This is a genomic window from Knoellia sp. 3-2P3 (genome assembly GCF_029223115.1).
Classification (GTDB): Bacteria; Actinomycetota; Actinomycetes; order Actinomycetales; family Dermatophilaceae; genus Pedococcus_A.
The window spans coordinates 474,035-487,607 of record NZ_JARGZE010000001.1; the positions used below are offsets into that span (position 1 = coordinate 474,035).

Consider the following 13,573-nt stretch of genomic DNA (forward strand, 5'->3'; position numbering starts at 1 on the left):
CTGCATCGCTCCACGCCGAGGCCCTACGGTTGGGGCCATGCGAGTTCTCGTCACCGGCGGAGCCGGCTACATCGGTTCCCACACGGTCGTCCAGCTCGTGGCGGCCGGCCACGAGGTCGTCATCGTCGACAGCTTCGCCAACTCCAAGCCGACCGTCGTCGGCCGGCTGGAGGCGCTGACGGGGCGGCACCTCGAGGTGCACGCCTTCGACCTGACCGACCGCGACAAGACCGAGGCGCTCTTCGCCGACCGCAAGATCGACGCCGTCATCCACTTCGCCGGCCTCAAGGCCGTGGGCGAGAGCGTCGAGGTGCCGCTGGAGTACTACCAGAACAACCTCGACTCCACCTTCGCGCTGGTGCGGGCGATGAAGCGGCACGGCGTGCACAAGCTCGTGTTCTCGTCGTCGGCCACCGTGTACGGCGAGAACGCGCCGGTGCCGATGCGCGAGGACTTCCCCACGTCGGCGACCAACCCCTACGGCTGGACCAAGGTGATGATCGAGCAGGTGCTGCGCGACGTGGCGCGCACCGACGACCAGTGGCGCATCGCCCTGCTGCGCTACTTCAACCCCGTGGGTGCGCACGCCTCGGGCACCATCGGCGAGGACCCGCAGGGCATCCCCAACAACCTCATGCCGTTCATCGCCCAGGTCGCCGTGGGCAAGCTCGACAGGCTGCGGGTCTTCGGCGGCGACTACGACACCCCCGACGGCACGGCGCTGCGCGACTACATCCACGTGGAGGACCTCGCCGCGGGCCACCTGGCGGCCCTGAACCGGCTCGCCGCCACCGACCGGACGGTGTCGACCTGGAACCTCGGCACGGGACAGCCGAGCAGCGTGCTGGAGGTCCTCCACGCGTTCGAGCGGGCCTGCGGGCACGAGCTGCCCTACGAGGTCGTGGAGCGCCGGGCCGGCGACATCGCCGCGTCGTACGCCGACCCGTCCCTGGCCGAGGCGGAGCTCGGCTGGCGGGCGACCCGGACCATCGACGACATGTGCGCCGACCAGTGGAACTGGCAGCGCAACAACCCGCTCGGCTACCCGGACTGAGGCCTTCCGCGCCCCTGCGCGGCGCCATGAGGTGACCCTCGCCCCTGCCGGGCGGGACCAACGGCCCATGCGGACGAACTACTACATAACGTAGTATCCACTACGACCTGTAGTAGTTCATCACGCCTGCCCAGGAGCCCCTTCGCATGGACGCGCTCGACCTCGCGCGGTGGCAGTTCGCCATCACGACCGTCTACCACTTCCTGTTCGTCCCCATCACGATCGGGCTCTCCGCCCTGGTGGCGGTCTTCCACACCGCGTGGGTCCGCAAGCGCAACCCCGAGATGCTCCGGCTGACGAAGTTCTACGGCAAGCTCTTCACGATCAACTTCGCCCTCGGACTGGTGACCGGCATCGTGCAGGAGTTCCAGTTCGGCATGAACTGGTCGGACTACAGCCGGTTCGTGGGTGACATCTTCGGGGCCCCGCTGGCCATCGAGGCGCTGCTCGCGTTCTTCCTCGAGTCGACCTTCCTCGGCCTGTGGATCTTCGGCTGGGGCCGGATCCCCGAGAAGCTGCACGCGGGCTGCATGTGGGCCGTGCACATCGGCACCCTGCTGTCGGCCTACTTCATCCTGGCCGCGAACTCGTTCATGCAGAACCCGGTCGGCTACCGCTACAACCCCGAGAGCGGCCGCGCCGAGCTCACCGACTTCGCCGCCGTGCTGACCAACAAGGTGCAGCTCGTCACCTTCCCCCACGTCGTCTTCGCCGCCTACATGGTCGGCGGCGCCATGGTCATGGGCGTCGGCCTGTGGCACATGCGGAGGGTCAACGCCGCGGCCGACCAGACGGTGCGCACCGAGGTCGGCATGTGGCGCAAGGCGACCCGCCTCGGCGCCGTGGTCACGCTGGTGGCCGGCCTGGCCGTGGCCGTCACCGGTGACGTGCAGGGCAAGATCATGACCGAGGTCCAGCCCATGAAGATGGCCGCGGCCGAGGCGCTCTACGAGTCATCCGACAGCAACGCCCCCTTCTCGATCTTCACCGTGGGCTCGCTCGACGGTTCCGAGGAGAAGTTCTCGGTCACCGTGCCCGGCCTGCTGTCCTTCCTCGCCACCGGCAGCTTCGACGGGCAGGTGCAGGGCATCAACGACCTCAAGGCCGAGTACGCCGAGAAGTACGCCGACAACCCCCTCACCCAGAGCACGACGTACGTGCCCAACATCCCCCTGTCCTACTGGTCGTTCCGCCTCATGATGGGTGTCGGCTTCGTCGCCATGGCGGCCGCCGCTGCCGTGCTGTGGGCCACCCGTCGCGACCACGTGCCCACCGCGCGCTGGTGGACCTGGCTCATCGTCGCCACCCCGCTGCTCCCCGTCTTCGGCAACAGCTTCGGCTGGATCTTCACCGAGGTCGGCCGCCAGCCGTGGATCGTCTTCGGCCTCATGGCCACCCACACCGGCGTCTCCCCGTCGGTGTCGGCCTGGGAGGTCGTCACCTCGATGGTCGTCTACACCCTGCTCTACGGAGTGCTCGCCGTGGTCGAGGTCAAGCTCTTCCTCCACTACATGCGCGCCGGCGCCCCGCCGTACGAGGAGCCGACGACCCCCAGCGAGAAGGACGAGGACGCCGAGCTGGCGTTCGCGTACTGAGCCGACGAGCACGACGCGACCACGCGGCATACCGAAAAGGACTGAAAGTCAATGGACTTCCCCACGATCTGGTTCATCATCATCGGCGTGCTCTGGACGGGCTACTTCGTCCTCGAGGGCTTCGACTTCGGCGTCGGCATGCTGCTGCCGGTGCTCGGCCGCGGCACCGACGCCGCCGACACCGAGAAGCGGCGCCGGGTGCTCATCAACACCATCGGCCCGGTCTGGGACGGCAACGAGGTGTGGGTGCTGACCGCCGGTGGCGCCACCTTCGCGGCCTTCCCCCACTGGTACGCCACGATGTTCAGCGCTTTCTACCTGCCGCTACTGCTCATCCTCGTGGCGCTGATCGTGCGCAACCTCGGCTTCGACTACCGCGGCAAGCGCGACGACGACCGGTGGCGGGCCAACTGGGACAAGGCGATCATCGTCGGCTCATTCGTGCCCGCCCTGCTCTGGGGCGTGGCGCTGACCAACCTCGTGAACGGCCTGCCGATCGACGCCGACAAGGAGTTCACCGGCAACCTGTTCACGCTGCTCAACCCGGTCTCGCTGCTGGGCGGCCTCGTCACGCTCGGCCTGTTCCTCACCCACGGCGCGATCTTCACCGCCCTGAAGACCACAGGCCAGATCCGTGAGGACGCCCGTGACGTGGCGACCAAGGTCGGCGTGGTGACCGCACTGCTCGCCGTGACCCTGCTGCTCGTGCTGGGCGTGCAGCACGGCGGTGCCTGGTCGTGGCTGACGACCGTGGTCGCGGCCGGGTCGCTGCTGGCGGCGCTGGCGGCCAACCTGCGCGGGCGTGAGGGCTGGGCCTTCATCGGCACGTTCGTCACGATCGCGATGGCGGTGGCGACCTACTTCCTGCTGCTCTTCCCCAACGTCATGCCGAGCACGCTCAACGAGGCCTGGTCGCTCACGGTCGACAACGCCTCCAGCACCGACTACACCCTGAAGATCATGACCGTGGTGGCGCTGGTGTTCACGCCGATCGTGCTGCTCTACCAGTCGTGGACCTACTGGGTCTTCCGCAAGCGCATCGGCACCCAGCACATCCCGGCCGCCTCCGAGCCGGTCGCGCTGTCCCACTGATGCGGCCCTTCGACCCCCAGCTCCTGCGCGCGGCCCCGGCCGCGCGCAGGCCCGTGGTCGCCCTGGCCGTGGTCGGGGTGCTGCAGGGCGTGGCCACGATCGCGACGGCCTTCGCGCTCACCGCCGTCGTCGTCGCGGTGGTGGAGGGGATGCCGGTCGCTCGCCCGGGTGCGTGGCTGGCGGGTCTCTTCGTGGTGCGGGCCGGCCTGTCGTGGACCTCCGAGCGGGTGTCCGCCTGGGCGGGAGCCCGGGTGAGTGCCGCCCTGCGGGAGCAGCTGCTCGGCGCGTGGGTGCGGGCCGACGCCGACCGACGGCCCGACCCGGCGCACGCGGTGTCGCTCGCCGCCCAGGGTGCCGGGAGCGTCGAGCCCTACGTCGCCCGCTACCTGCCGGCCCTCGTCACCGCCGCCGTGGTGCCGCCCCTGGCGATCGCCACGCTGGCGGTCGTCGACTGGCCCAGCGCCCTCATCGTGGCGCTGACCGTGCCGCTGCTGCCGGTCTTCGCGGCGCTCATCGGCGCCAGCACCCGCGACGCGACGCAGCGCCGGTGGCGCGCCCTGTCGGCCCTCTCGGGCCACTTCCTCGACGTCATGCGCGGCCTGCCGACCCTGGTCAGCTACGGCAGGGCGGGACGCCAGGTCGAGACCATCTCGTCGGTGAGCCAGCGGCACCGCCGCACCACCATGGAGACGCTGCGGCTGGCGTTCCTCAGCTCGGCCGCCCTCGAGCTGCTGGCGACCATCTCGGTCGCGATGGTGGCGGTCACCGTCGGCATCCGCCTCTCGCACGGCTCGGTCGCGCTGGGCACCGGCCTGGTCGCGATCCTGCTGGCTCCGGAGGCGTACTGGCCGATCCGCCGGGTCGGCGCCGAGTTCCACGCCGCCGCCGACGGCGCCGAGGCGCTGGCCGACATCCAGGGGCACCTGGCACCCAGCTCCGGCGGTCACGGCGCCGCCCCGTCGAGCGGGGCCGACGGTCCGGCGCGGTCCGCGACCGTGGTCGCGTCCGGTCTCTCGTACACCTACCCCGGCACGAGCACCGCGGTGCTCGAGGACGTCTCGCTCACCGCCGGCCCGGGCCTGACCGTGCTCACCGGGCCCTCCGGCACCGGCAAGACGACGCTGCTCGAGCTGCTCGCCGGCACCCGCACGCCGCAGGCCGGGAGCCTGAGCGTGCCCCGGGCCCACCTGGTCAGCCAGCGCCCGTTCCTCACCGCCGACACCGTGCGGGCCAACCTCTCGCTCGGCACCGGCGCCGGCCAGGACGCCCTGTGGCAGGCGCTGCGCGACCTCGGGCTCGAGGGCGCCGTGGCCGCGATGCCGCACGGGCTGGACACCCGGATCGGTGACGACGGCTTCGGCCTCTCCGCCGGGCAGCGGGCCCGGCTCGTGCTCGCCCGTGCCACGCTCTCCGACGCCACGGTCGTGCTGCTCGACGAGCCGACTGCCCATCTCGACCCGGAGTCGGCCGAGGTGGCGCACGAGGCCATCCGCACCCTGGGCTCCCTGCGCTGCGTCATCGCCGTGAGCCACCGGCCCGAGCTGGTGGCTGCCGCCGACGCGCACGTGCACCTCGAGCACGGCCGGACGGTGTCGTCGCCCAGCACCAGGGAGACCCAGCCGTGAGCCGCGCCCACCTCCTGCGCCCCACCGCCCGTACCGCCGTCGCGGGCCTGCTCGGGGCGGCCGCCCTCTCCGCTGGGGTCGCCCTCACCGCCACCTCGGGCTGGCTCATCGTGCGGGCCAGCGAGCGTCCGATCATCCTGACCCTGCTCACCGCGATCGTGGCGGTGCGCACCTTCGGCCTGGCCCGTCCGGTCTTCCGCTACTGGGAGCGGCTGCGCTCCCACGACGCCGCCCTCGACGACCTGGCCGTGCGCCGCACCGGCGTCTACGAGCGCCTCATCCCCCTGACGCCGGCCCGCCTCGGCACGCGCGGCCGGGCCGACGTGCTGGCCGGGGTGGTCGACGACCTCGAGGACGTGGTCGACGCGCAGGTGCGGGTCACCGTGCCGGTGATCGCCACGACGGTCACCGGTGCGCTCACCGCTGCGCTGACCGCGCTGGTCGACCCCCGCGTCGGGTTGGCGGTCACCGGCCTTCTCGCGGTGGCGGCCCTGACCGCGTGGCTCGCCTGGCGGCTCGAGGCCCGTTCGCAGGCCGAGCTGCTCGCCGCGCGGGCCGAGGTGTCGCGGGTCAGCGAGCTGGTCGCCCAGCACGCCGGCGACCTGCAGGCCATCGGGGCCGAGGACACCGCGCTGGGCTGGGTGCGTGACGCCCACACCGCGGTCGAGGCGGCCACCCGTCGCCAGAGCCGCGGCCGCGCCCTGGCGGCTGCCCTGCTGCCCCTCGCGACTGCGGTGGCGACGGTCGTCGCGGCGGTCGGGGTCGACCCGGCCGCAGTCGGTGCGCCGGTCGCCGCGCTGCTCGTGCTCGCACCCTTCGCCCTGGCCGACGTGCTCTCCCCGCTCTCCGACGCGATGCGGGCCCTCGCCCGGGCGCAGGCCAGCGACGCGCGGCTGCACGACCTGCTCGACCAGGCGCCGGCCACTGGACCCACCGGCGACCGCCTGCCTTCCCGGGCCCCGGGACGGGCCCCTCACCTGCGCCTCACCGACGTCACCGCGTCGTGGGACGGGCACCGCACCGCCGTCGCCCCGCTGACGCTCGACCTGCCGCCCGGCACCACCGTGGCGGTCACCGGGGCCAACGGCTGCGGCAAGTCGACCTTGCTGGCGGTGCTGGCCCGCCACCTCGACCCGGCCTCGGGTCGCTACGAGGTGGACGGCGTCGAGGTGCGCGAGCTCGACCTCGACGCGCTGCGGGCCTTGTTCGCCGTGGTCGACGACGAGCCCCACCTGTTCGCCAGCACCGTCCGCGAGAACCTGAGGCTGGCCCGGCCTGACGCCACGGACGCCGACGTCGAGGCCGCGCTCGACGCGGCGGGTCTTCGCGCCTGGCGCCACGCGCTGGCCGACGGCCTCGACACCCGCCTCGGTGCCGGCGGCACCGGCGTGAGCGGTGGGGAGCGCGCCCGGCTGGGCATCGCGCGGGCCCTGCTCTCGGGTCGGCCGGTGCTGCTGCTCGACGAGCCGGTGGCGCACCTCGACCACCCCACCGCCGAGGCCGTGCTGCACGACCTCTTCGCCGCGAGCGCCGGCCGCACCGTCGTGGTGGTCAGCCACCGTCCCGACGGCCTCGACGGGGCGGCGCGCACGCTCGACCTCGGCGCTGCGACACTTGCTGCGGAAGGCAGGTGAGCGCGGTGCCCACGAAGTCGATCAACAAGCTCGGCGACCTCGAGCGCGCGGTCATGGACCAGGTCTGGGCGCTCGGCGAGGCCGGCGAGCCGTCGGTATCGGTGCGCGAGGTGCACGACGCCCTGCTGCGCAGCCGCGACCTCGCCTACACGACGGTGATGACGGTGATGACGCGGCTGGCCGACGCCGGCCTGCTCGTCAAGAAGCGGGCCGGCCGGGCCTTCCTGTATGCCGCGGCGGGCACCCGCGAGGAGCTCACCGCCAGCAGCATGCTGGGCCAGCTGCAGGGCCTGCCGTCGGCCGACCGCCGAGCCGCCATGCTGCACTTCCTCGGCGACGCCACCCCCGAGGAGATCGCCGACCTCAAGGCCGCGCTGGCCGAGGTCGAGCAGCGGCACAGCCGGACCAGCGGTGGGGGGCGGCGCTGAGCCCAGCCGTCGCGGCGGTCGCGCTGGCCGCCCTCGCCGTGGTGCTGACCGCCGTGGCCCCTCGGGTGATGGCGCGGCAGGAGGTGTTCCGCCGGGCGCCGCGAGCCGCACTGCTCGGCTGGCAGTCCGTGTCGCTGGCGGCCCTCATCGCTGCGGTGAGCGCCGCGCCGCTGGCCGTTCACGTGCTCGTCCTCGAGGGGTCCGGCTGGGCTCGGTGGGCTGCCGTGCCCGCCCTGGTCCTCAGCGGGCTCGTGCTCGGCCGGCTGCTGTGGTCGGGCCACCTCGTCGGCACCCGGCTGCGGGCTGCCCGCCGTGAGCACCGGCTCCTCGTCGACGCCCTGGGTGAGGCGGTCGACGAGGAGGTGCGCGTCCTCGCGCACCCCACGCCGACGGCATACTGCCTGCCCGGCCTGCGCCGACGGGTGGTGCTGACCGAGGGGACGCTGCGCACCCTGCCCGCCGACCAGCTCGACGCGGTGCTCGCCCACGAGCGGGCCCACCTGCGCGAGCGGCACGACCTCGTGCTGGAGTTCTTCACGGTGCTGCACCAGTCGGCACCCGCCCGCCTGCAGGCGCCCGAGGCGTTGCGCGAGGTGCGGCTGCTGGTGGAGGTGCTCGCCGACCGCGCGGCGAGGCGCGCTGCCGGGCCGGTTCCGCTGGCCCGAGCCCTGGTGGCCCTCGCCGGGGCGTCGCACCCCGACACGGCCCTGGCCGCCACCGCCGACGTCGGCGCGACCAGGACCCGGATGGCGCTGCTGGCCCAGGACGACGCGCCGCGGTGGCTGGCGCCGGTCGTCTACGCGTTCGCCGCCGGGGTGCTGGCCGCCCCGCTCGCGCTGGTGGGGCTCGCGCTCGGTTCAATGGGGGCATGAGCACCGGTTCGAGCCCTGCCCACCACGAGCGTCACGAGCCCTACCGGGTCATCGTGGTCTGCACCGGCAACATCTGCCGTTCGCCCATGGGCGAGTTCATCCTTCGCGAGCTGTTCGAGGAGGCCGGGCTCGGCGACCGGGTGGAGGTCGACTCGGCCGGCACCTCCGCCTGGGAGGTCGGCAACCCCGCCGACCGCCGCACCCTCGAGGTGCTGCGGCGCAACGGCCACCCCGACGTCGGCGGCGGCGACCACGTGGCTCGGCAGTTCGAGCACTCGTGGATCGACGGACGCGACCTCATCCTCGCCGCCGACTCGGGCCACCTCGACGACCTGCGACGGATGGCCCGAACCGAGGAGCTGCGCTCCCGCATCCGGCTGTTCCGCGGGTTCGACCCCGAGGCGGTGGCGACCGGAGAGCTCGACATGGACGACCCCTGGTACGGCGACGGCGCCGCCTTCGACCAGACCTACGCCGAGGTCACCGCCGCCGCGGCCGGGGTGGTCGAGCACGTCCGAGCCGAGCTGGCCGCGCGCAGTGGCGCGCTGAGGAGCTGAGGTGGCCGCGCGGCATACCCGCTCCTCGACGGACGCGTGACCGGCGCGCCCGAGGGGTCTGGGAGGATGAGGGCCATGGCCTCGCTTGCTGACGCGACTCCCCCCTTCGCCCTCGGCGCCCTCGACGGTCGCTACCGCAGCGCCGTCGCCCCGCTCGTCGACCACCTCTCCGAGCCGGCGCTCAACCGCGAGCGCGTGCGGGTCGAGGTCGAGTGGCTGATCCACCTCACGACGCACCAGGTCGTGCCGGGCGTGCGGGCCCTCACCGACGAGGAGCAGAAGGCCCTGCGTGCGGTCGTCGAGGAGTTCGGCCCCGAGCAGGTCGCCGAGATGGGCGAGATCGAGCGGGTCACCCAGCACGACGTGAAGGCGGTCGAGTACTTCCTCAAGCGCCGGCTCACCGAGATCGCCCCGGCGCCCGAGGACGAGGGCCTGGCCGAGCTGATCCACTTCTGCTGCACGTCCGAGGACATCAACAACCTCTCCTACGCCCTGATGGTCAAGGGCGCGGTCGAGCAGGTCTGGCTGCCCAAGGCGCAGGCGCTCGTCGAGGCGGTCGCCACCATGGCGTCCGACCTGCGCGAGGTGCCGCTGCTGGCGCACACCCACGGCCAGCCGGCCACCCCGACGACGATGGGCAAGGAGCTGGCGGTGCTGGCCCACCGGCTCCAGCGCCAGCTGCGGCGCATCGAGGCGGCGGAGTACCTCGGCAAGCTCAACGGCGCGACCGGCACGTTCGGTGCCCACCTGGCGGCCGTGCCCGAGGCCGACTGGCCCTCGATCAGCCAGTCCTTCGTCGAGGGTCTCGGCCTGGCCTGGAACCCGCTCACCACCCAGATCGAGAGCCACGACTGGCAGGCCGAGCTCTACGCCGACGTCGCTCGCTTCAACCGGGTGCTGCACAACCTCTGCACCGACGTGTGGACCTACATCTCGATGGGCTACTTCGCCCAGGTGCGCGGCCAGGGGACGGTCGGCTCGTCGACGATGCCGCACAAGGTCAACCCCATCCGGTTCGAGAACGCCGAGGCCAACCTCGAGGTCTCCAACGCCCTGCTCGACGTGCTGGGGTCGACGCTGGTGACCTCGCGGCTGCAGCGCGACCTCACCGACTCCTCGATGCAGCGCAACATCGGCACCGCCTTCGGCCACTCGCTGCTCGCGCTCGACAACGTCACCCGCGGCCTCGCCGGGCTCGACGCGGTGCCTGCGGCGATGGCGGCCGACCTCGACGCCAACTGGGAGGTGCTGGGCGAGCCGGTGCAGTCGGCCATGCGCGCGCTCGGCGCTCAGGGCGTGCCCGGGATGGACGAGCCCTACGAGCGGCTCAAGGAGCTGACCCGCGGCCGCCGCATCACCGGCGACGACCTGCGCGCGTTCATCGCCGGCCTCGGCCTGCCCGACGACGTCGCCGCTCGCCTGTCCGCGATGACGCCGGCCACCTACATCGGGGCCGCACCGCAGCTCGTCGACTACCTGGACTGACGCGACTCAGCACAGGTTGCTGCCGCGGGGGTGTGCAGCAACGTGGGTCGTCGGCAGCAACACCTGCTAGCAGAAGTTGCTGCAGGAGAGGGGTCGAGTCGGGTCCTCACAGGGAGTGCAGCACGTGGGCCTCGACCGGCTCGGCCCTGCCCTTGAGCTCGAGCGCGCCGAGCGGCTCGGTCACCGCGCCGGGAAGGCGGGCCAAGGTCTGTTCCCCGATGGCCACCCCACCGACCGGGGCCTTGGCCTCCAGCCGCGACGCCACGTTGACGGTGTCGCCGATGACGGTGTGGGTGCGCCCACCCCCTGCACCCAACAGGCTCAGCGACACCTCGCCGCTGTTGACCCCCACCCGGAAGCGTGGCCAGTCCGGGTGCTCCTGCGCCACCCGCGCGGTGGTGCGCTGCAGCTCGAGGGCGGCGGCCGCGGCACGGCGGGCGTGGTCTGGCTGGTCGCCGCGCCGATTGAAGGTGGCCATGATCGCGTCACCGATCAGCCGGTCGATGTCGCCGCCGTGTGCCTTGACCACGGGTGGGATGGCGACCTCGAAGTAGGTGTTGAGCATCGCCGTCACCTCCTGCGGGTCGTGCGCCTCCGACCAGCTCGTGAAGCCCTGGAGGTCGGCGAACAGGATGCTCATGTCGCGGCTGCCCGAGACGGTCTGGTCGAGGTAGAGGTCGGCGAACCGCTCCTCGTGCCACTGCTGCTGCGCACCCCACGCGACGAGGCCGAACGCCAGCAGCATGAGCACGTGCCACTCCCACCAGCTGAGGTGCCAGGGACGCCCGAACACCAGGACGACCATGGCCTCGGCGAGCAGGACGAACGCCCCCGCCACGGCCACGGGCATCAGGCCCCCGCGGTGGCGCCACAGCGCGACGTAGCGCCAGGCGCTCCACAGGTACAGCCCGACCGCTGCCACGGCCATGACCACCATCGGCCCGGAGGCCTGCTCGGGCGCGGTGCGCTGGTCCATCGGCGGCAGCTCCGCGACGGAGAAGACCGCCCACAGCCCCATGAGCCCGAGCAGCGCCCGGCGCAGCAGCCTGCCACGCCGCATCGCGCGCACCCCGGCGTCGCCGTCGAAGCGGCCGGCCGAGGCCACCGCGAAGCCGGAGCCGATCGCGATGCCGATCGGCGTCGCGATCGTGAAGCCGGCGTTGGGCGTCTCGAGCAGCACCTTGGGCGTGGCCAGCGCGTGCAGCCCCAGGAAGCCGGCCGCCGACAGGAAGGCGAGCGAGACGAAGAGCACCCGGGCGTCGCCGCGGCGCTCCGCCGCCACCCCCGTGCCGTAGGCGACGATGGCACTGAGCACGGCGGCACCGAGCACCAGCCAGAAGTGGGCCGGCTGGTGGCTCCACAGCAGGTCGAGGTGGGGCCACCCCAGCAGCAGGGCGAGGCCGGCCACGGGCAGCAGGAGGGCCACGGCCGCTGCGACGACGGGCACGGGGCGCGGTGGGTGGCGCTCGGCTGCCGGTGCGGGCACTGCCGCACCCGAGGCCATCAGGGCCCGCCAGCAGGGGCCTTCGCCCGCTGGGCGGCGAGGTACTGGTGCAGCTGCGACACCACCACCGAGCCCTCCCCCACCGCAGAGGCGACCCGTTTCACCGACGAGTGCCGCACGTCGCCGACCGCGAAGAACCCCGGAAGCGACGTCTCGTAGGGGAAGGGCGCCCGCTCCAGCGGCCACCGCCCGCTGGCGACGACGTCCGAGCCGGCGAGCACGAACCCTCGCTCGTCCCTGGCGACCTCCTCGGGCAGCCACCCGGTGTGCGGCTCGGCCCCGATCATGACGAACAGCGCGTCGGCGGGCACGGTGCGCTCCTCACCGGTGGAGCGTCGCCGCAGCACCAGCTCCTGCAGCCATCCCTCGCCGCCCCCGCCGACCACCTCGGTGTCGAGCTCGACGGTGATGCCGGGGTTGGCCTCGATCTCGTCGACGAGGTACTGCGACATGCCCTCGTTCAGGGCCTTGGACCACACGACGAGGCGCACGCCCGCGGCATACCGCTGCAGGTGCAGCACCGCCTGGGCGGCCGAGTTGCCGCCGCCGAGCACGACGACCTGCAGGCCCGTAAGGGCCTGGGCCTCGGAGACGCTGGCGCCGTAGTAGACCCCTGCCCCGCTGAGCCGCTCGAGCTCGGGGATGCCGAGCCGCCGGTAGGCGACCCCGGTGGCCAGCACGACCGTGGAGGCGGTCACCTCGCCGACGTCGGAGATGTGGGCCACGAACGTGCCCTCCCGGCGGTGCGCGTGCGTCACCTCGCGGGTCAGCAGGAAGTGGGCGCCGAAGACCCAGGCCTGCTGGTAGCCGCGCTGCGCGAGCTCGGCGCCGCTGAGCCCGCGCGAGAAGCCCAGGTAGTTGCGGATCAGCGAGCTCGAGCCGGCCTGGCCGCCCAGGGCCTCGCGCTCGACGGTGAGGACGCGCAGCCCCTCGGACGAGGCGTAGACCGAGGCCGCCAGCCCCGCCGGTCCCGCCCCCACGACGAGCACGTCGAAATCCCGCTCGTCGTCGGGCAGCTCGGTGCGGATGCCCCACGCCTCGCAGATCTCGGCGTCGGTCGGGTCGAGCAGCACCTTGCCGCCCAGGGCCGGCATCCAGACCACCACCGGTCCGCTCGGGCCCTCGGGGTGGCGCATGCCGATCCGCGCCAGCGCGGCGTTCGCCGCAGCCGTGCCACGCTCCAGGAACGCGTGCGGGATGCCGTTGCGGGTCAACAGGTTTCGTATGCCGTGGGCGCGCGCCGCGCGGCGCTCCGCCACGACGATGACCTCCCGCAGGGCGCTGACGACCGTGCGCGACCACTCGTGCACGAACTCGCCGACGGTGCGGTTGAACAGCTCGTCCTGCTCGGACCACGGCTTGAGCACGTAGTAGTTGATGTCGCCCATCGCCATGGCGCGCAGGATCGCCTCGGCCGTGGGGCGGTCGGACCAGGCCCCCCACGGCACCAGCAGGGCGCGTCTGGCGTCCGGGTGCATCGTGCGCACGCGCCCGAGCAGCTCGGCACCGGGCAGGTCCGGCAGCCACTGGTCGGCGAGCACGGTGGCCACGGGGTCCCCGCGCTCGCGCGCGGCCTCGAGCTGGGCGAGCGCCGCCGCGGCCGTCTGCTCTCCGCGCACGCGGAAGTCGGCGCCGAAACGGCGCTGGAGGTGGGCCTCGATCCGTGAGAGCGCCTCCGGGTCGGCGTCCACGGCGAGCAGGAGGGGACGGGGCATGGCGACTCCAGC

Annotated in this window: 11 protein-coding genes; 9 read left to right on the plus strand and 2 right to left on the minus strand. The window is 72.9% G+C overall.

Annotation, left to right across the window (positions count from 1 at the left end; translation table 11 throughout):
• Positions 1 to 37 precede the first annotated feature (37 nt).
• The 9 genes from galE to purB all read left to right on the plus strand — a co-directional run bounded on the left by galE (position 38) and on the right by purB (position 10,342).
• Entirely contained in the window at positions 38 to 1,054 is a 1,017-nt protein-coding gene (galE, locus tag P0Y31_RS02295) for a UDP-glucose 4-epimerase GalE (protein ID WP_275866450.1), read from the plus strand.
• A gap of 146 nt (positions 1,055 to 1,200) precedes the next feature.
• Positions 1,201 to 2,649 (plus strand): cytochrome ubiquinol oxidase subunit I, encoded by a 1,449-nt coding sequence (locus tag P0Y31_RS02300; RefSeq protein ID WP_275866451.1) that lies wholly within the window; start codon positions 1,201 to 1,203, stop codon positions 2,647 to 2,649.
• A gap of 51 nt (positions 2,650 to 2,700) precedes the next feature.
• Positions 2,701 to 3,741, plus strand: coding sequence for a cytochrome d ubiquinol oxidase subunit II (gene cydB, locus P0Y31_RS02305; RefSeq protein ID WP_275866452.1), 1,041 nt, complete (start codon positions 2,701 to 2,703; stop codon positions 3,739 to 3,741).
• A complete protein-coding gene (gene cydD / locus P0Y31_RS02310) occupies positions 3,741 to 5,366 on the plus strand; it encodes a thiol reductant ABC exporter subunit CydD (protein ID WP_275866453.1) in 1,626 nt (541 codons plus the stop codon). Before cydB ends, cydD begins: the two co-directional genes overlap by 1 nt.
• On the plus strand, positions 5,363 to 7,000 hold the full coding sequence (gene cydC, locus P0Y31_RS02315) for a thiol reductant ABC exporter subunit CydC (protein ID WP_275866454.1): 1,638 nt from the start codon (positions 5,363 to 5,365) through the stop codon (positions 6,998 to 7,000). The genes cydD and cydC overlap by 4 nt, the downstream gene beginning before the upstream one ends.
• A gap of 5 nt (positions 7,001 to 7,005) precedes the next feature.
• Positions 7,006 to 7,428, plus strand: a complete 423-nt coding sequence (locus P0Y31_RS02320; RefSeq protein WP_275866455.1) for a BlaI/MecI/CopY family transcriptional regulator — start codon at positions 7,006 to 7,008, stop codon at positions 7,426 to 7,428.
• A 41-nt stretch (positions 7,429 to 7,469) separates the two neighbouring features.
• Positions 7,470 to 8,300: a M56 family metallopeptidase gene (locus tag P0Y31_RS02325; RefSeq protein WP_275866456.1), complete on the plus strand. Its 831-nt coding sequence runs from the start codon at positions 7,470 to 7,472 to the stop codon at positions 8,298 to 8,300.
• Positions 8,297 to 8,857, plus strand: a complete 561-nt coding sequence (locus tag P0Y31_RS02330) for a low molecular weight protein-tyrosine-phosphatase (RefSeq protein ID WP_275866457.1) — start codon at positions 8,297 to 8,299, stop codon at positions 8,855 to 8,857. The genes P0Y31_RS02325 and P0Y31_RS02330 overlap by 4 nt, the downstream gene beginning before the upstream one ends.
• A gap of 75 nt (positions 8,858 to 8,932) precedes the next feature.
• On the plus strand, positions 8,933 to 10,342 hold the full coding sequence (gene purB, locus P0Y31_RS02335; RefSeq protein WP_275866458.1) for an adenylosuccinate lyase: 1,410 nt from the start codon (positions 8,933 to 8,935) through the stop codon (positions 10,340 to 10,342).
• 106 nt (positions 10,343 to 10,448) lie between these two features.
• Here purB and P0Y31_RS02340 read toward each other — a convergent pair whose 3' ends face one another.
• Together P0Y31_RS02340 and P0Y31_RS02345 are read right to left on the minus strand one after the other, a co-directional pair.
• Positions 10,449 to 11,828, minus strand: coding sequence for an adenylate/guanylate cyclase domain-containing protein (locus tag P0Y31_RS02340; RefSeq protein ID WP_275866459.1), 1,380 nt, complete (start codon positions 11,826 to 11,828; stop codon positions 10,449 to 10,451).
• A 17-nt stretch (positions 11,829 to 11,845) separates the two neighbouring features.
• The gene (locus tag P0Y31_RS02345; protein WP_275866460.1) at positions 11,846 to 13,561 is read right to left on the minus strand and encodes an FAD-dependent oxidoreductase; all 1,716 of its coding nucleotides are present in this window, start codon (positions 13,559 to 13,561) and stop codon (positions 11,846 to 11,848) included.
• Between the last annotated feature and the right edge of the window lie 12 nt (positions 13,562 to 13,573).